We start from the raw sequence: 23,356 nt of genomic DNA on the forward strand, positions 1-23,356 counted from the left end.
CAGCCGCGCCTCGGAGCGCAACCGGCGACCCGCGGTCTCCCGCGTCTCCGGACCGCAGCCGACGCACCGCGGTCTCCCGTGCCTCCAGACCGCAGCCGGCGTCCCGCGAACGCTACGGGTAGACCGTGACCGGCGACGACGCCGTGGCACCCGGGCGGAGCGGGAAGCCCGCGATGCCCTGGTCCCCGCGGTAGACGATCCCCGCGGTCAGTCCCTGCGCCCCGCGGATCGTCACCGCGCGCGAGGTCGGGAACGACGTGCTCGCGGTCGTGCCGGCGGCGACCAGGATCTTCTTCGTGGAACCACTCGTGACGAGCGACACCGTCGCGTCCCGCGTCGTCGCGTTGACGAGGTTGACGGTCGCGTTCGGTCCGTCCACGACGTCCACGAGTGTCGACCGGCCGAGCGTCGGGGCCGAGGCGAACCAGCCGAGGTCTGCCTGGCCGTCCTTGGTCGGGGTGCTGGTCCGCACACCGGCGACCACCGGCACCGTCGAGCTGACCGCGATCGAGTACTGCCCGTCCGGGAAGTCGTCGAGCGGCACGTCCGTGACCACCCCGCCGTCGGCCGTGGCGGTCACCGTGGTGCCCGCGCCGTCGGCCGTCGTGATCGACATGGTGAGGTCGGCGGTCGCGGTCCCGGGGACGAAGACCCGGACGATCGGTGCCGCGTCGGCGGTGTCGTCGCCGGACTGGGCCTTCTCGGTGTCCCGGAGCACGACCCCCGGGACCGTCTGGGCTCGGGACGGTGCGGCGGCGCCCTGCACGATGTCGACGCCGCCGGGGGTGAGCGTCCGGACGACGCTCTCCTGCATCGCGGCGACGATCTGCCCGCCGGACGACGTGACGTGCACGACCGGTGACGGGGCGTCCGAGACGAACCCGGCGAGGGGGACGACCTTCTGCGTGTTCGGCGCGACCACGATCCCGGTCGTGCCGGGGGCCTGGACCTTGCCGGACGTGGTGTAGACGTCGAGGTCGACGGTCGCGTTCACGTCGGTCGGGTTGGAGAGGGTGATGAGGCTCGTCCGCCCCGTCTCGGTCGAGCCGCCGACGAGCCAGGTGGACGTGCTCGGGTCGTCGCAGGACGCGGCCGCGAGCCCGGAGAGGTCGCCGCGGTCGACCTCCTGGATGCCGCTGCCGGCGACGCTCGGGGTCGTCGTCCCGGCGGCAGCGGTGACCACCGTCGGGTCCGACCCACCGCTCGTGGACTCGTCGAGCGAACCGCGGTCGACATCACCCGTGCTCGACGCGGCGGCGACGGTCTGCTGCCCGATGCGTCGCGCCGTCGTGGCGTCGGCACCGGTGTCGTCGGAGAGCTGCAGGAGGCTCCCTGCGCAGACCCGCTGGGCATCCGCCGGGACCGGCGTGACGGTCCGCCCCGCGGGACGGTCGACGATCGCCGGGGCATCCACGAGGTGCGCGGCGCCGATGGTGCCCACCGCGACGACGATCGCGACGGCGGTGGCACCCCCGCGGACGATCCACCGGCGGGCCGTCTGCTGGCTCATTCGCGCTCCTCGTCGAAGGTGGTGGCGGGTTCGTCGGCCTCGAGGACGTTCGACACCGCGCGACGACGGCGCGGTGCGGTCGGGATCGCGAGGAGCGCCGTCGCCCCGAACACGATGCCGAGTCCGACGAGCACGAGCGTGTGGGTCGTCGCCACGGCGGCGGACCCGGTGCCGGGCCGGTCGACCTTCCCCTCGTAGTGCCAGAGCACCCCGTTGTTCGTGTCGCCGATGCTCTTGAAGAGCGCGTTCTGCCCGATCGACCCGACGGCACGCGCGTGCACCGACCGCGCCGGTCCGCTGTCGGGGCCGTCGCCGAGCAGGATGAAGCTCACGCCGAGCCGCCGGAGGTCCGGCCGGGGATCGAACCCGCTCCGGCTCGCGAGGTTGCCGGCGAGCGTCGTGAGGGCGCGTCCGGACGGGCTGAGGTCGAGGGCCGTCGCGTCGAGGGTGGACTGGTCGTCGAGCGTGGAGCCCTGGCCGCGCTCGAGCGAGACCGCGAGTGACCCGTCGAGCTCCGGGACGATCACGAGGGTGCCGACGTCGGGGTTCGCCTGCGCCTCGGCGTTGACGTAGGCGCTGATCACCCGGCCGTCCGTCGGCACGATGTCGGCCGTCTGCAGGTACATGCCGGCGAAGGTCGGCGCGACCGCGACGCCGAGGAGCCCCGCGGCGAGGACGCCGAGGCCCGGCGCGAGCCTCGGCAGCGTGTCGAGGCCGACCGCCGCGGCGACGACGAGCGCGAACCAGTACACGGTGAGGGCGGAACCCGGCCAGATGACGGTGGTGGTCGAGCCGACGCCGGAGAGGGCGATGTGGGTCGCCGCGAACGCGGTGAGGAACGCGAGGAGGGCGAACCCGAGCGCCGTCGCGGCCAGGTGCCAGCGCCGGCCGAGGAGCGCGCCGATCGCGGTGATCCCCACCGGGAGCACGAGCACCGCGAGCGCGACCGGCAGGATCGTCGCCGCGATCCCGAGCGCGTCGGTCGCGGCGAGCCAGCCGTTCCAGTCCGGCAGCGGGGACCCGATCGCGAGCTGCAGCGCGGACGGCGCCCTGGTGGCGGACGGCACCCCCGGGTCGGCGAGGATCGCGAGCGGCGTCCCCCGACCGACCTGGCTGATCACGAGCGGCGCGAACAGGGCGATGGCCGGCAGCGGGATCGCGATGCGGCGGTGGGCGTGCCGCCATCCGACGGCGAGCGACACGAGCCACGCGACGAGCATGAGCGGGATGAGCGACGGTGCGCTCGCGACGATGGCCGCGAAGAGCAGCGCTGCCCCGGCCGACGACGCCCATGAGCGGTGCGCGCCGAGGACCGTCAGGAAGAACCACGGGAGCAGCACGTGCGCGATGACCGCGCCGAGGTGTCCGCTCATCACACCGGACACGAGCGACGGCGCGAGCGTGTACAGCGCCGCACCCACGACGGGCACCCAGACCCTGGTGGTGACGCGGCGGATCGCGAACCAGGAACCGAGGGCGGCGAGCGGGAAGGACAGCAGCATCGCGAGCACCACGGACGTCGACGGCGACCAGAACGTGATCGTCCCGAGCAGCGCGACGACGGCCGCGAACGGGTCGGAGGCGCCGGCGAACCCCGTGCCGAGCGTGTGCCACCCGAAGCCGACGTTCTGCCAGAGCCGTGCGACGCCGGTGCCGAGCGGCAGGAGTCCCCCGCCGGTCAGCGCGGGGCTGCCGAGCAGCGCGACGAGCATCACGACGCTCACGAGCGCCGCCGCGAGCACGACCCACAGCCCGCCGTCACCGAGGAACGACGCCCGCGGGACGGCCGCGTCCTCGACGTGCGCGATCTCGACGTCGCGCGAGGTGATGCGCCGTTCGAGCACACGACGCCAGCTCACCCGGAGCGGCTCGACAGCGGCCCACCCGACCTGCCGGTTCCGCGCGAGGACCGTTCGTGCCTTCGCCGACCCGCCGCCGAACGCGACCGCGAACGCGGCGCCGAGCTCGCCGCCGACGGCACCGGGGTGCTTCGTGGCGAGGTGACCGATCGAGCGGCCGATCGCGAACGGCACGAGCGTCAGCCAGTGCAGCCAGAGGATGCCGCCGGGCGCGTAGGTCATCCGGCGGTGCAGCTGCGCCTGCCGGCGGAGTCGAACGCGGCGTGCCTCGTGGAGCTCGTGCTTCCGACCGAAGTCCTCCGGCGCGCCGGCGGTGGTCACCCTGGCCTCGGGGACGACGCTGACGCGGTGGCCGGCGAGCCGCGCACGGACGCAGAAGTCGAGCGAGGCGTCGACGTGCGGCAGCGCTGGGTCGAACCCGCCGAGCGCGACCCAGACGGACCGCCGGACGATCATCCCGCCCGCCGCGACCGCGAGGACGTCGGCGTGGTTGTCGTGCTGGCCCTGGTCGAGTTCGTCGGCGACGAGGGTCATGGAGCGGCCGAACCGCGTCATGCTCTCGCCGAAGGCCTCGATCTTCGTCGGCTGGTCGACCGCCATGAGCTTCGGACCGGCGATCGCGACGGACGGCGCGATCTCCACCGCTCCGAGGAGCTCGGCGAGGGCGTCGGGGGCCGGCGCGTTGTCGTGGCCGATGAGCCAGAGCCACTCGTCGACGGCGTCCTCGGCGTCGGCACGGGGTGCCAGCCGTTCGCCGTGCGACACGGCCTCGCCGAACGGTCGCCCGGCCGGGATGCGGCTGATCTGCGCCGCGCCGCCGAACGAGAGCTCGTTGGTCGACCCGTCGGTCGATCCGACGTCCACGACGACGAGGTTCTCCGGCGGCCTGGTCTGGGACGCGAGCGCGTCGAGGGTCCGGTCGAGGAGGCCTGCGCCGTTGGCGCAGACGAGGATCGCGGTGACCCTGCGCTGGAGAGTGTGGCTCGGCTGCATGACGCGCGTCACTCTACGAGAGCGGTGCTGCTCCGGACTGGAGGCACGGGGCGCGTCGGCAACCTGTGGCCACCCTTTGAGATGGCTGGGTTCCGGAGCCTTCGTCGCAGGCTCCTCAGGGGCGCAGCCGCGCATCGCTGGCGCGATGCTCTGAGCGGAGCTACGCCCGCTTCCGCAGCTTGCGGCGCTCGCGCTCGCTCATGCCGCCCCAGATGCCGAACCGCTCGTCGTTGAGCAGCGCGTACTCGAGGCACTGGGCGCGGACCTCGCACGAGACGCAGATCTTCTTCGCCTCGCGCGTGGATCCGCCCTTCTCGGGGAAGAACGCCTCGGGGTCGGTCTGCGCACAGAGCGAGTCGGCCTGCCACGAGAGCGGGTTCTCGCCCCCGTCCTCCGAGGGACGTCGGACTCCGGGGACACCGAGGTCGACGGGGTCGACGTGCCAGTCGTCCGGGACGCCGGACCGGGAATCGGAAGCGTTCACGCTGTCACCCCTTGCTGCACCGCGGACGGCTGAGATCTGATGCTGCCGTCCCCCTGCGAGACGGGCTCACGGCGACTGCCGCTGCCCTAATTACACAGGTGTGATTCCCCGAGGTCAAGTCGGGGCATCATAAAAGGCTCAACCGCATCTCGAGGGTCATACCCCCCGTTCGGGCGTGTCGCGAGCCGACCCGGGCGTGTCCGGCGCCCGTCAGGAAGCGCTCTGGCGCGCCTCCCATGCGCTCGTCACCATCTCGTCGAGCGTGAACCGCATCGCCCACTCGAGATCGCGTGCGGCGAGCTCGCCGGTCGCCACGATCCTGGCCGGGTCACCGGGGCGACGCGCCGTCACCTCCGGCGTGAAGTCGATGCCGGTGCCGGACGCCATCGCCGTCATGATCTCGCGCACCGAGACGCCGTCCCCGCTCCCCAGGTTGTAGGCCCGCTCCACCGGCTCCCCCGCGTCGAGACGTCGTGCGGCGACGGCGTGCGAGTGCGCGAGGTCGGCGACGTGCACGTAGTCGCGGACGCAGGTGCCGTCGGGGGTGTCGTAGTCGTCGCCGTTGATCTTCGGGGTGCGGCCGGCGAGGAGCGCGTCGAACACCAGCGGGAACAGGTTGTGCGGGCTCGCGTCGTAGAGGTCCGGCTCGCCCGACCCGACGACGTTGAAGTACCGCAGGCTCGTCGTGCGGAAGTCCTTGGCGACCTCGAGGTCCCGCAGGAGCCACTCGCCGATGAGCTTCGACTCGCCGTACGGCGACTCCGGGTTCTTCGGGGTGTCCTCGACGACGGTCTCGACGTCGGGGGTGCCGTACACCGCGGCACTCGAGGAGAACACGATGCGGTCGACGCCCTGCTCGGCCATCACGCCGAGGAGCGTCGCCATGCCGGTGACGTTCTGCTCGTAGGTGTGCAGGGGCCGCTGCACCGAGACGCCGGCATACTTGAAGCCCGCGACGTGCACCACCCCGGTGACGCCGTGCTCCCGGACCGTGCTCGTGAGGAGCTCCCGGTCGAGGATCGTGCCCTCGACGAACGGGACGCCCTCCGGCACGAACTGCCGGAACCCGCTCGACAGGTCGTCGTACGCGACCACGTCCTTGCCTGCTGACCGCAGTGCCCGGACGACGTGGGACCCGATGTACCCGGCCGCGCCGGTGACCAACCAACTCATGTCCGCCACGCTACCGGGCCGGGAACCGGACGGACGGGAGGCGCGGTGCGGGCCCGTCCCGTGCCTCCCGTCCGGAGCCGGTCGCGTCGGTTTCCCCGGAAAGCGACCGATCCGGGCGTCTTCGGCACCGGTCTCGTCGTTTTCCCCGGAAAGCGACCGATTCGCGATGAGCGGTGCGGGCGGGTCAGGCGCCCGTCGCCAGGAAGACGGTCGCCGTCGTGCCGACGGCGGCGTCGGACTCGACCGTCACGTCGCCCTCGTCGGGCGTGATGTAGCAGGACTCGCCGCGGCGGAGCATCGTCGCGGAGTGTGCGCCGACGAGCGTCGCCGCGCCGTCCGTGCAGATCGCGATGGTCGGTCCGCCGAGGGGTGCGACACCGCCGGTGCCGAACCCGACGGGCTCCCCCTCGCCGGACACCCGGACGAGTGCGAACCCGGTGCCGGCCGGCGCGAACCGGTCGACGCCGGGGGCGAGTTCGGTCGGCTCCAGGTAGGGCTCCGGGTGCGCCGTGAAGTCGAGCACGTCGAGGAGCTCCGGGACGTCGATGTGCTTCGGGGTGAGGCCGCCGCGCATCACGTTGTCGGACGGCGCCATCAGCTCGATGCCGAGGCCCTCGAGGTAGGCGTGGATGTTGCCCGCCGGCAGGTACAGGCACTCGCCGCGGCGGAGCGACAGGCGGTGCATGAGGAGGGAGATCACGACACCGGGGTCGCCGGGGGCGCTCGCGGCGAGGTCGACGACGGTGGCCACGTTCCTCGTCGGGGCGTCGACGGCGGCAGCGAGCTCCGACGCCGCAGCGATCACGGCGCGCGCCGCGTCGTCGGGCTCGATGAGCCAGCGGAACGTGTCCTCGAGACCCTGCCCCAGGTGGGCGACGAGCGGGCCGAGCCGCCCGGACCCGGCGTCGATCGTCGCAACATCGGCGAGCGCCTCCTCGGCCGGTCGGAAACCGCTCAGCGCCTCGAACCGCTCGCTGAGCGCGACGATGAGCTCCGGCTTCGGGAACGGGTCCTTGAAGTTCCGCTCGGGCGCGTCGATCGGGATGCCGGCGGCGTTCTCACGCGCGAAACCCGCTCGCGCCTGCTCGGGGGTGGGGTGTGCCTGCAGCGAGAGGGGCGCGGCCGCGGCGAGCACCTTGAGGAGGAACGGCAGGACCGGGGCTCCGGACGAGGTCGAGACCGCCCCGGCCGAGGAGCCGAGCGCCTCGCGTGGCTCGTCGGCGATCCAGTCCGCGAGGGTGTCGGCACCACCGACCATGGCCGGGTTCACGACGACGCTCGGGCTCCCCGGGTGCGCGCCGAGCCAGAGCTCCGCCTGCGGCTGGCCCGTGACGGTGCGGCCGAGGAGCTCGGGGATGGCGGTGGTGGAACCCCAGGCGTAGTCGCGCGGGGTGTTCGTGATGCCGAGGAACATGCTCGAACCCTACTGGCAGGACCTGCCCCGCCGATCGGTGCCGCCCGGTCCCGGTACTCTGCTGAGGTGACGAACACCTGGCCGCTGGCACGACGCCGTGTCCCCGAGCGGGAGGCGTTCGCGTTCGGCGCGTCCGTCCTCTTCGTCCTCTTCGCCGGAGACGGCATCCCCAACCTCATCACCTGGTACGGCTGGGCAGCACTCCTCGCAGCCCTCGCGGCCTGGGGCGTCACGATGCTCCTGCGCGCACGTCCGACGCTCCGGCACACGCCCCCGAGCCTCTGGATCCTGCTCGGGTGGTGCCTCGTCTCGCTGATCTGGTCGCACTGGCGCATCGCGACGCTGCCGAGCATCGTGGCGCAGGTGATCTGCGTGTTCATCGCGATCCTCATTGCCTCGACGCTGTCGTGGCGGCGGCTCGTCGATGCGATGAGTCTGGCGTTCCGGTGGGTCCTGTCGCTCTCCCTGGTCTTCGAGTTCGTCGTCGCGGTGGTCGTCCGACACCCGATCGCCCCGGTGTGGACCGACTACGGCGACCGGAAGGTCCCCGACGCGTTCTACTTCTCCCGTGCCGAGCTGTTCACCGGCGGGCGGATCCAGGGGCTCCCCGGGAACGCGAACCTCCTCGCGATGGTGACGCTCCTCGCCGCGATCGCCGTCGGGATCCAGCTCGCCGAGCACCGCATGAAGCGGGTCCGGGCGACCGGGTGGCTCGTCGTCGCGGGGATCGTGTTCGTGCTCACGAGGTCCTCCACCGTCATCGTCGCGGCGCTCGTCGTCGCGGTCGTGCTGTTCGCCGCGCTCGCGATCCGACGTGTCCCGACCGAACGACGGACGCCGCGGTACCTGCTCGGACTCGCCGGGGCGGTCGTGGTGGCCGGGGTCGTCATCGTCGCGTGGAGGCCGATCACGGGACTCCTCGGCAAGAGCTCGGACCTCACCGGGCGCGGGGACATCTGGCACGCCGTGTGGGGCCTCGTCGAGCAACACCCGGTCGTCGGCTGGGGCTGGATCGGCTACTGGTGGCCGGCGATCTCCCCGCTCAACGAACTCGCGGTCCGCAAGGGCGTGACCTACCTGCAGGCGCACGACGCGTACCTCGACATGTGGATGCAGGTCGGCGCGATCGGCCTCGCGCTCTTCCTGGTCTACGTCCTCGGCACACTCGTCCGCTCGTGGTGGAACGCGACGTCGATCGCGTACGACGCCGCGCTCCGCCCTAGGTCGTTCGACCCGGTGTCCCTCGCAGCACTCCTCGTCCTGACGGCGCTCCTGGTGCAGTCCGTCGCGGAGTCGCGGCTGCTCTACGAGGGCAACTGGGTCCTGCTCGCCGTCATCGCCGTCAAGACGCGGACGGTGTTCGTCGGCGAGGAGCCATGGTCCGTCGGCGACGGGCCCCGGACGCCGATGGCGCGTCGCGAGTTCCGACGGCGCGATCGGGCCCGCGGTGCCGCGTCCGACGCCGTGTCGAGCGAGGCCGCCGGATGAGGCGCCGTCCACTCTCGGTGCTCGAGCGCGTCCTCATGTGCGTCGTGGCGGTCGTCCTGACGTGCGCGAGCGCCGCCCACAAGCTGACGTGCTCGATCATGCTCACGAACCCGGACGGCTCCGAGGTCGGGACCCTGACGCGCGTGACACGGTACGGGTGCTACTCGGACCTGCAGGCGCTCTGGGGCCGACGCACCCTCGAGGACCACCTGTTCCCCTACGTGGCCGGCACGTACGGCGGCACCCCGCCGGACCTCGGCGGCGGGACCGTGGAGTACCCGACGCTCACGGGGCTCTGGGTCTGGCTCAGCGCGCTCCCGGTGTCCACCTTCCCGGGGTTCATCGTCGCCACCGCGCTGACCTTCGTCCCGGTCGTGGTGGTGATCGTCCTCTGCCTCCAGGGGATCGCCGGTCGACGGGCATGGATCTTCGCGGCGACCCCACCCCTCGCCGTCTACGCCCTGTACAACTGGGACCTGCTGCCGGTCATGATGACGGCGATCGGTCTCGCGCTCGTCCTCGTGGGACCGCGGCGGTGGCGGCCCTCGACCCGGGTCGTCCTCGCCGCGCTCGCGTTCGGCATCGGCGCCGCGTTCAAGCTCTACCCGGCCATGTTCGTGCTGCCACTCGTGCTCGCCGTCCTGCTCGACCGGGGTCCGACGCCGCTCGCCGCTCGTGTGCGGACGGCGGGTGCTGCGGTCCTGGCGTCCATCGCGGCGGTCGCGGCGGCGAACGTGCCGTTCATGATCGTGAACTTCACCGGGTGGGCCTCGGTGTTCCGGTTCCAGGCGGCCCGGGTCATCGACCAGTCGACGATGTCGATCTGGTGGTGGGGCTTCCTGCCGTGGTCGAACACGAGCGACCCCGACCGTCAGCACCTCATGATGCTCGCGGCGACGGTGTCCACCGCGGTCGGACTGGTCATCGTGGTCGTCGCGGGCGTCATCGTCGGCCGTCGGACGGGCAGGATGCCGTGGGTGCAGACCTCGGCCGCGATGCTCTGCGTGTACATGCTCTGCAACAAGGTCGACTCGCTCCAGTACGTCCTCTGGCTCCTGCCGTTCTTCGTCGTGCTGCGCGTCCGGACCGGGTGGATCGTCGGCTACCTGCTCGCCGACCTCGCGACGTTCGTGGGCTGGTACCGGTCGCTGTTCTACAAGTCGATCGGGAACGTCGAGACGACCTGGGCGGACCAGGCGCTCACGGTGGGCGTCTGGGGCCGCGCGGTCCTCCTGGCACTGCTCGCGGTGACGTTCCTCCGTGCGCGGGTCGTCGACGGGCAGCGGGCGCAGGTCGACGCAGCGCCGGCGGGCCAACTCGACGACGCGGCACCGTCCGAGCTCGACCGTGCTCCCTCGGCCGAGTTCGGCGTCGCACCACCGGCGGACCCTCCCTCCGTTGAGCTCGACGCCGCTTCCCCGGGAGACGCTGCTCCGGGAGACGCGCCTCCGGCGGAGCCCGAGCGCGTCACCCTGCGCGACCGATCGAACCGCCGTGCGAAATACGATGTTCCGTAACCGAAACTGAGTATTCTGGCGGCGTGTCAGCACCGCTCGCCGATCACCCGTCCGTCGAACCCGCCAGGTTGGTCCTCGGTCGGCTGGTCCGCGGTCGACTCGCCGCCGGTCGACGCGTCCCCGGTCCGCACGCGAGCAACCTGGCGGACCGTCTCCGGCCGTGGCTCGTCGCCGCCGTGGGCTCGATCGCACTGTGGGCGGTCTCGCGCGCGCTCGTCATGACGATCGCGGCGCTGTCCCTGCAGCTCGACCGGGGGTCGCTGCTCGGCGGTCGCCCGCGGTCGGCACTGCTGGCGCACTGGGACTCGGCGCACTTCACCACGATCGCCGAGCGGGGGTACTTCCCGGCCGCGATCGCCGACCCGGGGCTGCCAGCGTTCTTCCCGGGGTACCCGATGCTCGTGCGAGCCCTCGCGACCGTCATCGGACCGGGCGACGTCGTCGCGGCGATCCCGCTGGCACTCGAGATCGTCGCCGCGGTCGGAGCCGTCGTCGCGGGGACGATCCTGTGGCGCTCGGCTGCGGGGACCGCCGTCGCTGCGGATGCCGGACGTGCCGCACGGCGACGGTCACCCGGCGACCAGGCCGGGCTCGCGGCGACGACGCTGCTCTTCCTCGGCCCGTACGCGCTCTTCCTGCACGCGTCCTACTCGGAGTCGACGTTCCTGGCGTTCGCCGTCGGCGCCTGGCACGCCGCGCGGACCCGACACTGGCTGACCGCCGGTCTGCTCTGCGCCGGGGCCGGGCTCGTCCGCGCCAACGGCATGTTCCTGCTGGCGGCGCTCGTCGTCGTCTACGTGCTGTCTCGACGACGCGACGGTCTCCGGGTCCTGGCACCGGGCCTCCCGGCCGTCCTGGTGGGCGCCTGCGGGACCGTCGCCTACTTCGTGTACCTGTGGGCCGAGACCGGTCGCGTCGACGCGTGGTCGCACGCGCAGACGGTCGGGTGGGGGCGTGCACTCAGCGCACCGCTGGCCGCACTGCGCGAATCCGTGTCGCTGGTGCACGTGCACCCGAACGAGTCGGCGCGGATCCAGTTCGTGTTCGACATCGGGTTCGCCGCACTGCTGGTGCTCGCGGTGACCTGGTTCGTCGTGCGCCGCGCATGGCCCGAGGCCGTCTACCTCGGGCTGACGGCGCTCTCGCTCGTGACGAGCGTGTCCTTCGTGTCGCTCGCGCGGAACACCCTCACGCTGTTCCCGATCGTCGTCGCGGTCGGCAGGGGCGCCGAGCGGAGCATGGCCGGGCGGGTGCTCTGGACCGCGATGCTGGCGGTCGGGCTCGCCCTGCTCACGTTCAACACGCACCAGTTCGCCCTCGGTCTCTGGGCGGACTGACCGGATGGCCGCCCGGCGGTCTCGCGGTCTCGCGGTCTCGCGGTCTCGCGGTCTCGCGGGATGCTCAGGCGCGTCGGCCCCGCCCGAACCTGCGCGCAATCCCCCACTGCGTGACGCGCCACATGGCCTCGAGCACGATCGCCCGGGACATCTTGGACGTCCCGAGCACGCGGTCGCGGAACTCGATCGGCCGCTCGACGATCGTGCCGCCGGCATCGTGCACACGGAGGGTCATGTCGACCTGGAAGCAGTAGCCCTTCGAGTCGACGGAGTCGAGGTCCATCCGGGCGATGGTCTCCGAGCGGTACACCCGGAACCCCGCCGTGATGTCGGCGACGTCGAGCCGCAGCATCCGCTTGGCGTACCAGTTGCCACCGCGGCTCAGGAGCTCGCGGCTCCGCGGCCAGTCGACGACCGAGCCGCCATCGACCCACCGCGACCCGATGGCGAGTGCGACGGGAGCGTCCGACGGCGCGTCGGCGACCGTGGCGATGAGGCCCGGCAGCGCGGAGGCCGGATGCGACCCGTCCGCGTCCATCTCGATGAGGAACCCGTAGCCGTGCTCGATGCCCCACCGGAAGCCGGCGACGTACGCGGTCCCGAGGCCGAGCTTGCCGCTGCGTCGGAGGAGGTGCACCCGGTCGTCGGTGGCGGCGAGGCCCTCGACGATCTCGGCCGTGCCGTCCGGGCTCCCGTCGTCGACGACGAGGAGGTGGGCGTCCGGGACCGTCCGGAGGACGACATCGACGACGGTGCGGATGTTCTCCGCCTCGTCGTAGGTGGGGACGATGACGAGCGGACGAGGCCGAGGATCGGACATGCGCGTGGGGAACTCCGGGGTCGTGACGATGGCGTTCGAGCCTATCCCGTCCCGCGGGACCGGTCGATGCACGACAAACCGGTCGATGCACGACAATGGGAGGGTGAGCGCTGAGCCGGGACGCCGTGTCGTGACGCGCCGGTACCTCTCGGCGTGGATCGGGTTCTCCGCCGGCGGCCGTTTCGCGCAGGCGCTCTCCACCGTGATCGTCCTCTTCGCGTTCGCCGCGCCCACGGTGCACGTGCTCGTCGGGACACCGGGCGTCTGGGCGATCCTCGGGTCCCTGGTCGTCCTCGCCGGGCTGAGCCTGCTCGGCCAGCGCTACCGGATCGAGTGGCACGGCGTGCTCCCGCTCAGTCTCATGGGGCTCGTCCTCTACATGGCGCTCAGCGTGCTGTGGAGCACCTACTCGTGGGCGTCCCTCCGCGGGTTCACCGGAACCGTCTGCTTCATCGCGCTCGGGCTCTACCTGGCGCTCGGCCGCGACCTCGTGCAGCTCGTCCGGGCGTGCGGCGATGCGTTCCGGATCATCATCGTCACGTCGCTCGGCCTCGAGATCCTCTCCGGACTCGTCATCGACGTCCCGATCTCGAGCCTCGGCATCCAGGGCGACATCGCCTACGGCGGCCCGATCCAGGGCGTCGGCGGGACCCGGAACTTCATGGGGTTCATCGCCGGGATGGCCCTCGTGACCTTCGTGGTCGAGGCGCTGACCCGGAGTGTGACGCGCTGGCGGGCGATCGGCTCCGTCGCGATCGCACTCATCACGCTCATGCTCGTACAGTCCCCGATCACGAGCATCGCGATGGTCGGGCTGGTCATCGCCGCGCTCGCGCTCGTGGTCCTCCGGAGGACGGCTCCCGAGCGTCGACCACTCATCAACACCGCGCTCGGGGTGGTCCTCGGCGCGGGGGCGATCGTCGCCTTCGTGTTCCGCAGTCGACTGCTCGACGAGATCGGCGCCGCGGGGGGCACGGCCGTGCGGCTGGACCTCTGGCAGCGGATCCGGGTCCTCGTCGAGTCCTACCCGATCCAGGGCTGGGGGTGGGTCGGGACGTGGCCCACGGACGTGTTCCCGTTCAACACCCTGCTCACCGACAGCGGCCGGCCGTACACGTCCGGACTCAACGCCGTTGTCGACGCCTGGCTGCAGATCGGGTTCGCCGGTGCGCTCATCCTCGTCGTCACCGCGCTGCTGGCGTTCGCGCGGGCCTGGGTCACCGCGACGACGTTCCCCGGGGTCGCGTACGTCTGGCCGGCGGTGGTGCTCGTGCTCATCGGGATCACGAGTGCCGCGGAGAGCTACCTGCTGCACGGGGCGGGGCTGATGATGTTCGTCGCGGTCCTGGTGATCGCGGCACGGCGACGCTCCTGGCGGTCGAAGCTCCGGCGGGTCTGAGCCGCACCGGGGAGCACCCGGACCAGGCGACGCCCGCTACCCGCTACCCGCTACGGGAAGCGGCGGTCCCCGTCGATGTCCGCACAGGACAGCGAGACGCCCCAGCCACTCGGGGCACCCTCGATCCGCTGTCGCCCGACACCACCGACCGACGCGCACGCCTGCTCCGCGGTCCGGACCGACGTGCGCCAGTCCGGTCCCCCGGACCGCGACGTCGAAAGGGGCTCGTAGGCCGTGGTCAGCCCACCCGCCAGCCCGACGAGCACCAGCACACCGACGACCCGCAGCGCGACCGCGCCGCCACGGACACCCTCCCCCACGGCGAGGCGCCCGTCCGCACCCGAAGCGAGGCGCCCGTCCCCGCCCACGGCGAGGCACCGGCCCCCGCCCGCGGCGAGGAGCCGGTCCGCGCCGACGACGAGCAGCGCCGCCAGGAACATCGACGGCACGAGCGCGTAGCGGACGAACCCCTCCGCCGCGAGGACCGCCCACCCCCGAGCGCTGAACTCCAGCAGCCCGTTCGGGTTCAGGAGGACGTCCGCGAACCAGACGGCCACCGCCCCGACCGCGAGCACGACCGCGAGCAGCGAGCGACCGCTCCACCGGGCGGCGACCGCCGCGACGAGGGCGACGGCGAACGGCGCGAACGCGGCGGCGAGCACCGGGACGCCGTGCTGCGCGAGCAGGGTCGCCGCCCGAGGACCGTCGTGGACCCACAGGCTGAGTGACGGCTCGGCGAAGAACCCCCGCACCGCATCGGCCAGCAGGACGGGCGTCTCCTCGGACCGGACGCGCGGTGTGGTCAGGAGCGCGCCGAACTGGCCTGCGAGTCCGACGAGGTACGCGATGCCCACCGACCAGACCCGACGCCGACGGAGCATGAGCGCGAGCAGGGGGACGAAGACGACGGTCTGGATCTCGGTGCCGGCGACGAGCAGCACGAGCACCGTCTGGAACACCGCCCGTGTCCGGGTCGCCGGGCGGTGGAGCAGGATGAAGGGAGCGAGGTACAGCGCGAACCAGTGCAGGTTCGCCAGGTTCCCGAGCGCCTCGTTCGCCGAGATGGGCAGGAGGACGGGGATGAGTGCGAGGGCGATCCGCGCCGTCCGCGTCCGCACCAGGCCGGCGGAGAACGCGAACGTCGCCGCCGCGGTGAGGCCGACGGCCGCGAGCGCCAGCAGGGTCACCGTCATCGCGTACCGCTCGATCGGCGCCACGAGCACGGCCGTGTCCGTGAGGATCCGCGGCACGAGGTGCTGGTACCCGTCGTAGGGCTGGACCAGCGACGCCCACGGCCCGAGCACGATCCGCTGGTGCAGGAAGAGCCGCACGTCTTCGGCCCACATCGTGTCCCGCGTGATCGCCGGCAGCCGGAACCACCCGAGCACCACCGTCACGAGGCCGACGAGCATCGCGATGCCGACACCGGCGACGGGCAGACGGCCGGTCCGCTGCCGGACTTCGGCGCGCGATCGCGCGTCACCGACCGGACTGGAGGCGGTGGTGACGGCCGTCGGATCGGCGCGCCGTGCCTCCCGTCCGGTCACGACCGGCCTGCCGGGCTCGATCGGATGGCCGGTCACGACCGGTCCGTCGGTCGCGCTCCGGTCACCGGCCGCGCTCGGATCAGGCGCGTCGGTCACCGGTTCCCGCCGACACGTCGGCGGTCTGCGCGGACTGATCGGTCAGCGTGGACGCGTCGGCGTCCTCCGACGGCTCGGCGAGCCCCGACTCGGCACCGTGCGCGGACCCGTCGGTCCGGTCCACGATCTGGGCGTACGACGACTCGCCGATCTCGGTGGGAGCGTCCCAGGCGAGGCGGACACCGGGGCTGTTCGGCGCGGCGTACATCAGGTAGGTCAGACGGCTCGATTCACGGCGCGAGCGTGTGATCCCGTCGAGGACGAACCCGACGAGCCAGGTGAAGAACGCGATCACCATGAGGAGTCCGGCGAGGATCGCGGTCGGGAACCGCGGGACGAGTCCGGTCTCGCCGAACTCGACGAACAGCGGGATGGCGAGGATGACCGCGATGATCGCGAACACGCCGCCGAGGATCCCGTGGAACGACAGCGGACGCTCGTACCGGATCAGGTGCGCGATGAGCGAGAGGATCTTGAGGCCGTCCTTGACCGTCGAGAGCTTGGACTCGCTCCCCTCCGGTCGGTCGCGGAAGCCGACCGGGACCTCGGTCTGCGGGATGCGGAGGTTCATCGTGTGGACGGTGAGCTCCGTCTCGATCTCGAACTCCTTGCTGAGCGCCGGGAACGACTTCACGAACCGGCGCGAGAAGATCCGGTACCCGCTCAGCATGTCCGAGACCGGCAGACCGAAGAGCTTGCCGACGAGCGTGTTGAAGGCGCGGTTGCCCGCAGCGTGACCCGGCCGGTACGCGGTCGCGTCGGGGTCGTCCTGCCGGACGCCGAGGATGTGGTCGTACGGACCCTCGAGCAGCGTGCGGATCATGTCGGGCGCCGCGAAGGCGTCGTACGTGTCGTCGCCGTCGATGAGCAGGTACACGTCGGCGTCGATGTCGCCGAACGCGCGACGGATGACGTTGCCCTTGCCCTTGCGGTTCTCGTACCGGACGGTCGCGCCGGCCGCTCGCGCGATCTCGTCGGTGCCGTCGGAGCTGTTGTTGTCGTACACGAACACGTGGATGCCCGGCACCGCCTCGAGCAGATCGGACACCACCTTGCCGACGGCGGCTGCCTCGTTGTAGCAGGGCACGATTGCGGCAATGACGAGGTCGTCGTCGGTCACGATAAGGTCCTTCAGGTCGGGCGCCGCGCGGAGCGGCGTTCGGGTTCGCGGCGCGTCTTGATCTCGCTGCACACGACGGGCGGCGATTTCCCACCCGCCAGAACGGTACCAGGGGCTCGGCGATCACCCGGCCCCGACGAGAGGAATCGAACGTGTCGACTGCAGCATCCCCCGGCATCGGCGCGTGGCTGTCGGGGCACCTCCGACGCGGTGGGTCGTTCCTCGTCGTCGGCGGGATCGGGTTCCTGGTCGACGCGGCGATCTACAACGCGCTCGCGTTCTGGGGCGGTCACGGGCCGCTGTTCTCGCTCCCCCTCCTCGCGAAGATCATCGCCATCGCCGGGGCGAGCGTGGTCACCTACTTCGGCAGTCGGCTCTGGACCTACCGAGACAGGGCGGCCGAGCCGCGCCGCGGGGCCTTCTGGATCTTCGTCCTGCTCAACGTGATCGCGATCCTCCTGCAGCTCGCCTGCCTGGGGTTCTCCCGCTACGTGCTCGGGCTGCACTCGCCGCTCTCCGACAACGTGTCCGGCACGCTCGTCGGGCAGGCGATCGCCACCGTGTTCCGGTACTGGGCCTACGGGCGCTGGGTGTTCCCGCCGTCCACCCGGACCGACGGGACCCTTCCCGCGCGCTGACCCGGACAGCCGGACCCGGAGCGCGAACGGTGCGGGGCTGATCCGGTTCTGCCCCAGCGAGCGTCAACTGGCCGAGGGACTCCCTGGCGCAGTTGACGCTCGCTGGCACAGAACGTGTCCGATCAGCCGATCGAGGGACCGGTGCCGTCCCGTAGCCCGGTCTTCCAGTCCTGCACGACGGTGTCGCCGACGGTCCAGAGCGACCCGGTGTTGACCTGGACGGCGACCTCGTAGCCCTTCGGCACCTGCGTGATCGACGGCGAGGTCCCGGGTCGCATGCCGACGTCCCAGGCCTTGTTGACGGCGCCGACGGTCCACAGGGTGTGCCCGTTGGTCTGCGCAGCGGTCTCGGTGCGGCCGTCGGACAGGGTCGTGATGCTCGGGCTCGTCGAGCGGTCCATGCCGAGCTTCCAGTCCGTGTCCCCGCCGGCACCGACGGTCCAGAGGACTCCTCCGTTGGTCTGTGCCGCGATCTGGACGCCGCCGTCCACGGTCGTGATGGACGGGCTCGTGCCGGTCATCATGCCGAGATTCCAGTCCTTGTTGCCGGCGTCACCGACCATCCAGAGCGATCCGGTGTTCGTCTGCGCCGCGACCTCGAACCCGCTGCCGTACGCGGTGATGGACGGGCTCGTGCCGGCCTTCATGCCGAGGTTCCAGTCCCGGTAGCCGGCATCACCGACGGTCCAGAGCGACCCGGCGTTCGTCTGCACCGCGACCTGGAAGCCCCCGTTCCCGAGCGCCGTGATCGACGGAGAGGTCCCGGCCTTCATCCCGAGGTCCCACTTCTTGGTGCCGAGTGTGCCGCCGGTCCAGAGGCTGCCGTCGGAGAGCTGCGCCGCGATCTGGTACCCGCCCGGGACCATCGCGATGTCCGGGCTGGTCCCGGGGGCGAGCTGGACGCCCCAGTCCTTGTTCTCGATCTGGCCGATCGACTGGAGCCGGCCGGTGTTGATCTGGACCGCCGTCTCGAACGCGTCGGACCTGCCCCCGGGGAAGCCCGGGAAGCTCCACGGGATCGCCGTGCCCTGGGTGACGGACCTGCCGCAGCTGAAGTAGTCGCTGAGGCCGGACTGGGACGTCCCGCCGACACGCACCTCGAAGTGCAGGTGGTTCCCCGTCGAGTGACCGGTGCTCCCGACGGAGCCGATCCGCTGGCCCTTCGACACGGTCTGGCCTTCACGGACCGTCGGCGATCCGTTGATCATGTGTCCGTACTGCGTCGTGTAGCCGCTCCCGTGGTCGATGACGACCTGCGTGCCGAAGCCGGTCGTCGCGCTGCTGTTGACGACACGGATGACGGTGCCCGCCGCCCCGGCGACGATCGACGATCCGGAGCCCGCGGCGATGTCGATGCCGGTGTGCGCGCTCCCGTCCGAGCAGTGACCGCTCTTCAGGTTGCCGGTGACCGTGCCCGACGTCGGGACGATCACGTCCCCGACCGCTCGCGTCTGCGCCGGTGCCGCTGACGCCACGGCGCCGCCGGTCACGATCAGCGCGAGTGCCGCGGCGACCCCGATCGCCGTGCTGGTGATTGTTCGTTGCATGGTGTGGAACGTTCCCCTCGCTCGTCTCCACGGCCTCCTTGGACCGCAAAGCACGTCAACGTTGACGTGGAACGATCGTTCCATGCTGATTCCCTGAATGCAACATGAGAATGTGAACAGATTCCCACGGGCAGGTGGCTCATCACCTCACGCGGTAGATGAAGAAGTCGCTCGCTCCCTGTCGGGCGTCCTCGACGAGGGACAGGCAGGAGTTCTGCACCGGGTCCTGCGAGAGGACGTAGTCGACGTGCCGCTGCGCGAAGCGGCTGCACCCGTCGAAGGTCACCTGGATCTGGTCCCGCTGCGGGTTCGACACCGTCGGGGCACCGCTGGACGCGACCCACGACACGTTCGCCAGACGGTTCCAGGCGTCCTCGTACCGGCCACTCGGGTCGATCTGCTTCCACATCTCCTCGGGCGGGTAGGTCTGCACGCCGTTGTAGGCGACCACACCCGACTCGACGAGGAGCGGCGTCGAGTACGGGCTCCCGAGGCCGACCCATGTCGTGTCGGGGTCCTCGGCCTCGATCGCGGCGATGTCCTTGCCCGCACGGGTGTCGTTGAGGTCGTACACCCCGCGGTAGAGCGGGTTCACCTGCAACCCGACGATCGCCGCCGCGACGAGCAGGAACACCGCGCCCGTCGTCGCCCACCGCCGGAGCACGAGCAGGACGCCGACGGCGATGAGCGCGGTCACGACCGGCCATGCACGCGACGCGCTCAGGACCGACGACCCCTCGACGCGGAGCATCACGTACACGAGTGCGACGGAACCCACGACGAGACCCGGACCCCAGAGCGCGGTCGACCACGACGGACGTTCCCGGTCCTCGTCGATCCGCCGGACCGTGATCGCGAGGGCGATCGGCGCCAGCACGTCGAACACGAGCCGCATCCGCGCAACGCTGCTGCGGTCGAGCAGGAGCAGGTGTGCGAGCTGGTCCCAGTGCGGGATGCTGAGGAAGGCGAGGGCGACGCCCATCGTCACGATCACGCCGACCGCCGGCCAGTCGAGACGTCGACGCCGTGCGGCCCGGGCGATGCACCAGATGAGCCCCGGCAGCAGGAACAGCGCGGTCATGATCGGGACGGACGCCTCTGATTCGTTCGGCGCGAGGCCCGCGACGCTCCCGGACTGCGACGCGCGCATCATCGGCCCGGCGAACAGCGCGACGGACAGCGTGAAGCCCGCTCCGCCGGTCTCCTGCAGGCGGTGGCCGGGGTAGACCGTGCCGAGGACGGCTTCGATCGTGGCCGTCCGGGTCAGGATCCAGAGCACGAGCACGATCCCCGCACCGACCACGGCTCCGATGAGCGGCACGATCGCGCGGACGGTCCGGACCGTGGCACGCCCTCCGGCCACGCCGTCGTCGACGACGAGCGCCCTGGCGTGCGCGACGAGGAACGCGACACCGACGATGCCGACGGCGAGGGCTGCGGGCACCATGAACGGCACGTAGATGCTCATGACCATCGTGACCGTGAGGTAGGCGGCGATCGCAGAGACCACCCACCGGGCCCAGGTCCGTCCCGACCGGAGGCACCAGAGGATCGCGGTGAGCGCGGCGAAGGCCCACGCCACCGGCCAGATCGTCGTCGGCAGGAACCACCACTGGATCAGCGGCGACAGTGCCACTGCGATCGCCACGGCCGCGGCGAACACGGGGCGGCGCGGGACGAGCGTGACGACGAACGCGTGGATCGCGATGACGACCGTGATGATCGGGAGCCACCAGCGCACCGCCATCCCCTGGTCGAGCGGGAGCACCAGGAAGCCGAGGACGTGCGGCCGGAAGATGCTCGACCAGTCCCACGAGGGCAGGTCGTTCTGGATCGTGGCGTCCATCCCGCCGGGGAGCGTGTGGTTGAGCGCCGGGAACCCCTGCTGCACCTGCGAGACGATCCACGTCGACTGCACGAGCCACTCGTCGCTCCGGATGCCGCGCGGCATGCCTGCGAGCAGGTCGGCGTCATGACCGGTGCCGAACTCGTTCCAGTACTGGCCGGTGGACGACCCCGAGATGCCGAGCCCCACGAGCACCACACCGATGACCACGACGACCGCCGGGAAGGCCAGGAGCACGAGCAGGTTCGGGAGACCCGAGGCGCGTGGAGCCGTCAGACGGATCCAGGCCAGGGTGATGTCCTCGACCACCTTCGGCGTGGTGGTTCGTTCTCGGGTGGTGGATGTCACGGAGCGCTCGGTCCCTCGTTCGGCTGCTGTGCGGGCCGCCCTCCGGCACCGCCCGGACCACAGTAGGCCCGCCGGGACCCCGGCCCGGGGAACGCCGCGCGACGGCGGGCCGCGCGACGACGACGGGCCGCTACGGGACGACGACGGTCCTGCAGCCGAGACTCGGGTTCGTGCCGCCGGTGCTGTCGATCGCGGTCGCGCACACCGTGTGCGTCCCGCGAGCCGCAGCGATCGTCGACGACCATCCGTGGGAGTCGCCGAACCCGGGGTGTGCCCGCCCGACGTCGGCGCGCTTCGTGTTCGCCGTCAGCGACGTCGGCGTGGCGTCGACCGCGACCGTCACCGCGATCGATGCGGTCGTGTCCGGGTCGATCGCCCATCCGTTCACCGCGATGCCGCCGGTCGTCGCCGTCGCGCCGTCGAACGAGCCGATCGGGGTCGTGTTCGACCGGGTGACGGTGGCGCACCGGAGCTGCGTGCTCGCCCCCTTGGTGCCCACCGCGGTCACGCACACCGAGTGCGCGCCGTACCCGAGTTCGTACGACGTGGTGAAGCCGTGCGCCGGTCCCCAGCCCGGGTAGGAGCGACCGACGTCCGCGCGGGTGCCGGTCGCGGCGAACGACCTCGTCGAACCGTCGACGGTGACCTTCATCGTGACCGGCCCGACGTCGCTGCCGTCGAGCGCCCACCCGCCGACCGTCAGCGTCGACCCGGACAGTCGCATCGTGTCGACCGAGCCGAAGACGTCGCGGGTCGGGACGCCGACGGTCCGGCACGGGCTGATGAGCCCGTCCGCGCCCTTCGGTCCGACGTTCACACCGGTCAGGCACACCGTGTGGTTGCCGGGGGCGGCTGCGAGCGTGGTCGAGAAGCCGTGGTTCGGTCCGCTCGCGGGGTAGGCGCGGCCCACGTCGGCCCGGGCGTTCCCCGCGGTGACGGAGGTCGCCGCGCCGTCGACGGTCGCGCGGATCGTCAGCGGGTTCGCCGTCTCCGCGTCGATCGCCCAGCCGGAGACCTGGATGCCGCCCGGCACCGCGCGCATCGTGTCGACGGAGCCGAACGGCGTCCCGCTCTGGATGTACACGCTGCGGCACCCGAGCGTCGCGTTCCGCTGGCCGTCCGCGCTGACGGCGTAGACGCACACCTGGTGCGAGCCGGTTGCTGCGGGGAACGTGTCGTCGAACCCGTGCAGCGCACCACGGCCGGGGTAGGCGCGCTCGACGTCCGGACGGGAGTCGTTCGCGCTGAGCCGTGTCCCACGGTCGTCGACGTAGACGTCCACGAAGGTCGAGGTGTTCGCGGTGCCGTCCATCGCCCAGCCCCGCACGGAGAGCTGTTCGACACCCGCGGTGAGTCCGTCGAGGCTGCCGATCGGGGTGCTCCGCCCGCTCGGGTCCCCGAACCAGTCGCTGTACATCCGCCAGAAGTTCCGGTTGCCGTAGGCGGAGCAGGAGTCCCCGGTGCCGTAGAGGTTGTTCAGTGCCGCGGTGTTCGGCGTGTACGGCGTGTAGTAGTACAGCGCGGCGGTGGCCTTGTTCGCGACGGTCACGGTCTTGGTGCCGCAGGACGTCGGCACGTTGTACTGGATCTGGTGCGTGCCCGGGTTGAACCAGGTGAAGTACGCGCTGGTGCCCGCGGGGTTGCCGTAGCGCTTCCACTGCCAGGCCGACCAGTACATCTGGTTGCCGACACCCGCGTAGGCCGGGTCGCACCCGTTGCCGGTGTCGGGGCAGGCGTACCCCATCGCCTTCTGCAGCGTGGCCGCCGACGGGTTCGTCGCCGTGACGAGCCCCTGCTCCTTCTGCAGCGTCACGAGCATCACCTTCGGGCTGATGCCGCACGCCGACGCGACCTGCGAGATGATCTGCGCGGTGCTGAGCCCGGACCCACCGGCGACCGCCGAGCACATCGCGTCCCCACCGCGTGCGTTCATCGAGAACCGTCCGTTGCTGAGGCAGGAGTTCGACCGGCAGGTCCCGCCCTGCGCGCTCAGGAACGACTGGATCGCAGCGGTCGACAGCGACCCGCCGTCGTAGAAGTTGGCGTCCGAGATGATGTTCCCCGCGTCGAACGAGGACCCGCTGAGCGCCTGGGCCGGCTGCTCGGACGAGGAGTGCGCGAGCGAGAGCCCGACGAGGACCGACGCCACCGCCAGGACGGCGGTGAGCATGGCCAGGATCTTCTTCACGATGGAGGTCCTCGGGTCGGGGAGGGGGACAC

16 protein-coding genes are annotated in these 23,356 nt (G+C 71.6%); 5 read left to right on the forward strand and 11 right to left on the reverse strand.

Translation table 11 applies throughout. The features are described 5' to 3' along the window. Positions 1 to 112: 112 nt before the first annotated feature. The 5 genes from ASF23_RS11500 to manA form a co-directional block, all read right to left on the reverse strand. Entirely contained in the window at positions 113 to 1,510 is a 1,398-nt protein-coding gene (locus ASF23_RS11500; protein ID WP_055953491.1) for a DUF5719 family protein, read from the reverse strand. Beyond that, positions 1,507 to 4,362: a glycosyltransferase gene (locus ASF23_RS11505; RefSeq protein WP_162236760.1), complete on the reverse strand. Its 2,856-nt coding sequence runs from the start codon at positions 4,360 to 4,362 to the stop codon at positions 1,507 to 1,509. The genes ASF23_RS11500 and ASF23_RS11505 overlap by 4 nt, the downstream gene beginning before the upstream one ends. Before the next feature lie 160 nt (positions 4,363 to 4,522). Then, positions 4,523 to 4,846, reverse strand: coding sequence for a WhiB family transcriptional regulator (locus tag ASF23_RS11510; protein ID WP_055953500.1), 324 nt, complete (start codon positions 4,844 to 4,846; stop codon positions 4,523 to 4,525). A gap of 210 nt (positions 4,847 to 5,056) precedes the next feature. Continuing rightward, positions 5,057 to 6,019, reverse strand: coding sequence for a UDP-glucose 4-epimerase GalE (gene galE, locus ASF23_RS11515; RefSeq protein ID WP_055954344.1), 963 nt, complete (start codon positions 6,017 to 6,019; stop codon positions 5,057 to 5,059). Positions 6,020 to 6,203: 184 nt separating this feature from the next. After that, a complete protein-coding gene (gene manA / locus ASF23_RS11520; protein WP_055953503.1) occupies positions 6,204 to 7,433 on the reverse strand; it encodes a mannose-6-phosphate isomerase, class I in 1,230 nt (409 codons plus the stop codon). Between the two features lie 66 nt (positions 7,434 to 7,499). On the opposite strand from manA, the gene ASF23_RS11525 reads away from it, so the two are divergent. From ASF23_RS11525 to ASF23_RS11535, 3 genes are read left to right on the forward strand one after another with little or no spacing between them, the layout of a single operon-like run. After that, complete coding sequence (locus ASF23_RS11525) at positions 7,500 to 8,921, forward strand: O-antigen ligase family protein (protein ID WP_055953506.1); 1,422 nt, start codon at positions 7,500 to 7,502, stop codon at positions 8,919 to 8,921. Then, entirely contained in the window at positions 8,918 to 10,438 is a 1,521-nt protein-coding gene (locus ASF23_RS11530) for a glycosyltransferase 87 family protein (RefSeq protein WP_162236762.1), read from the forward strand. Before ASF23_RS11525 ends, ASF23_RS11530 begins: the two co-directional genes overlap by 4 nt. Before the next feature lie 23 nt (positions 10,439 to 10,461). Next, positions 10,462 to 11,775, forward strand: a complete 1,314-nt coding sequence (locus ASF23_RS11535; RefSeq protein ID WP_055953512.1) for a mannosyltransferase family protein — start codon at positions 10,462 to 10,464, stop codon at positions 11,773 to 11,775. A gap of 64 nt (positions 11,776 to 11,839) precedes the next feature. Here the strand turns inward: ASF23_RS11535 and ASF23_RS11540 are convergent, their stop codons facing one another. Next, positions 11,840 to 12,595: a polyprenol monophosphomannose synthase gene (locus ASF23_RS11540; RefSeq protein ID WP_055954346.1), complete on the reverse strand. Its 756-nt coding sequence runs from the start codon at positions 12,593 to 12,595 to the stop codon at positions 11,840 to 11,842. A gap of 103 nt (positions 12,596 to 12,698) precedes the next feature. On the opposite strand from ASF23_RS11540, the gene ASF23_RS11545 reads away from it, so the two are divergent. Further along, a complete protein-coding gene (locus tag ASF23_RS11545; RefSeq protein ID WP_055953515.1) occupies positions 12,699 to 13,994 on the forward strand; it encodes an O-antigen ligase family protein in 1,296 nt (431 codons plus the stop codon). Positions 13,995 to 14,044: 50 nt separating this feature from the next. On the opposite strand, the gene ASF23_RS11550 is transcribed toward ASF23_RS11545, so the two are convergent. Together ASF23_RS11550 and ASF23_RS11555 are read right to left on the reverse strand one after the other, a co-directional pair. Continuing rightward, on the reverse strand, positions 14,045 to 15,577 hold the full coding sequence (locus ASF23_RS11550; protein WP_156364479.1) for a hypothetical protein: 1,533 nt from the start codon (positions 15,575 to 15,577) through the stop codon (positions 14,045 to 14,047). Between the two features lie 43 nt (positions 15,578 to 15,620). Next, positions 15,621 to 16,757 carry a glycosyltransferase family 2 protein gene (locus ASF23_RS11555; RefSeq protein ID WP_082474084.1) on the reverse strand — a complete coding sequence of 379 codons (1,137 nt, stop codon included), beginning with the start codon at positions 16,755 to 16,757 and terminating at the stop codon, positions 15,621 to 15,623. Between the two features lie 152 nt (positions 16,758 to 16,909). Between ASF23_RS11555 and ASF23_RS11560 the strand changes: the two genes are divergently transcribed. Next, positions 16,910 to 17,395: a GtrA family protein gene (locus tag ASF23_RS11560; RefSeq protein WP_082474085.1), complete on the forward strand. Its 486-nt coding sequence runs from the start codon at positions 16,910 to 16,912 to the stop codon at positions 17,393 to 17,395. A 122-nt stretch (positions 17,396 to 17,517) separates the two neighbouring features. Here ASF23_RS11560 and ASF23_RS11565 read toward each other — a convergent pair whose 3' ends face one another. From ASF23_RS11565 to ASF23_RS11575, 3 genes are all read right to left on the reverse strand, one after another. Continuing rightward, positions 17,518 to 18,942: a M23 family metallopeptidase gene (locus ASF23_RS11565; RefSeq protein WP_055953521.1), complete on the reverse strand. Its 1,425-nt coding sequence runs from the start codon at positions 18,940 to 18,942 to the stop codon at positions 17,518 to 17,520. A 142-nt stretch (positions 18,943 to 19,084) separates the two neighbouring features. Continuing rightward, on the reverse strand, positions 19,085 to 21,136 hold the full coding sequence (locus ASF23_RS11570) for a DUF7657 domain-containing protein (protein WP_156364480.1): 2,052 nt from the start codon (positions 21,134 to 21,136) through the stop codon (positions 19,085 to 19,087). 130 nt (positions 21,137 to 21,266) lie between these two features. Then, entirely contained in the window at positions 21,267 to 23,324 is a 2,058-nt protein-coding gene (locus tag ASF23_RS11575) for a hypothetical protein (RefSeq protein WP_156364481.1), read from the reverse strand. Positions 23,325 to 23,356: the final 32 nt, after the last annotated feature.

Source organism: Curtobacterium sp. Leaf261 (genome assembly GCF_001422205.1).
Lineage (GTDB): Bacteria > Actinomycetota > Actinomycetes > Actinomycetales > Microbacteriaceae > Curtobacterium.

Coding starts and splice junctions, on each gene's coding strand:
- ASF23_RS11500 (WP_055953491.1), bottom strand. CDS start 1,510: ATGAGCCAGCAGACGGCCCGCCGGTGGATCGTCCGCGGGGGTGCCACC.
- ASF23_RS11505 (WP_162236760.1), bottom strand. CDS start 4,362: ATGCAGCCGAGCCACACTCTCCAGCGCAGGGTCACCGCGATCCTCGTC.
- galE (WP_055954344.1), bottom strand. CDS start 6,019: ATGAGTTGGTTGGTCACCGGCGCGGCCGGGTACATCGGGTCCCACGTC.
- manA (WP_055953503.1), bottom strand. CDS start 7,433: ATGTTCCTCGGCATCACGAACACCCCGCGCGACTACGCCTGGGGTTCC.
- ASF23_RS11530 (WP_162236762.1), top strand. CDS start 8,918: ATGAGGCGCCGTCCACTCTCGGTGCTCGAGCGCGTCCTCATGTGCGTC.
- ASF23_RS11540 (WP_055954346.1), bottom strand. CDS start 12,595: ATGTCCGATCCTCGGCCTCGTCCGCTCGTCATCGTCCCCACCTACGAC.
- ASF23_RS11565 (WP_055953521.1), bottom strand. CDS start 18,942: ATGCAACGAACAATCACCAGCACGGCGATCGGGGTCGCCGCGGCACTC.